1 protein-coding gene and 1 pseudogene are annotated in these 745 nt (G+C 63.4%); one reads left to right on the forward strand and one right to left on the reverse strand.

The window, feature by feature from the left end; translation table 11 throughout:
• Positions 1–389, reverse strand: a pseudogene (locus JCM19049_RS16385) (SLC13 family permease); the annotation flags it as partial.
• Positions 390–559: 170 nt separating this feature from the next.
• On the opposite strand from JCM19049_RS16385, the gene JCM19049_RS16390 reads away from it, so the two are divergent.
• The coding region (locus JCM19049_RS16390; RefSeq protein WP_279403450.1) for a hypothetical protein at positions 560–745 on the forward strand (186 nt) is incomplete at its 3' end.

Genomic DNA, 745 nt, shown 5'->3' on the forward strand with positions numbered 1-745 from the left:
CTGGTACACCGGCAGCAGGGCGGCGGTGACCACGATGAACGTGGTGGAGCCGTCGCCGTCCAGCGAGATCACGGCGGTGAGCAGCGCGGTGCCGATGACGACCTTGGCCGGGTCGTTGCCGACCAGCTTCAGGATCGCGGCCACCAGCTTGTCGAACAGGCCCACGTCGATCATGATGCCGAAGTACATGATGGCGAACATGAGCAGGGCCGCGGTGCCGGACATCGACTTCACGGCGTCCATCACCATGTCGCCCAGGCCCAGCCCGGCCCCGGCGAACAGCCCGAACACGGTGGCACAATGATCAGTGCCAGCATCGGGGTCATGCGTTTGGTCATGATCAGCACCATGAAGGTGGCGACCATGAGGAATCCGAGGGCAACTAACATTGCACCGACCTCCTTGGCGGAAAAACGTTGATGATTGCACCCGTGGGGCGGGTACGCCATTGACGCTACGTGGGCTGCGTCACGACCGCGGCTTGTGCCGGGTTCTGATCGCTTTTAGTTTTTGACCGCTTTTTGCTCATTGAAATCTCCCCGGCCCGTATGCTGGGTAAATGCGCTCCACCATCGCCACCAGCCGCCGCCTGAGCGGCAAGCACTTCGCCTCGCGCATCATGCGTCTGCAGTTCGCGGTGCTTGGGCTGCTGATCCTGGTGGTGACAGCCGCGACCATCGCGGTGCGCTACGACCAGGTCTTTGAACGCGCCGAAGCCACGGCCCTGGGCATCGCCCGCACCGTG

It is taken from the genome of Arthrobacter sp. JCM 19049 (assembly GCF_001310435.1).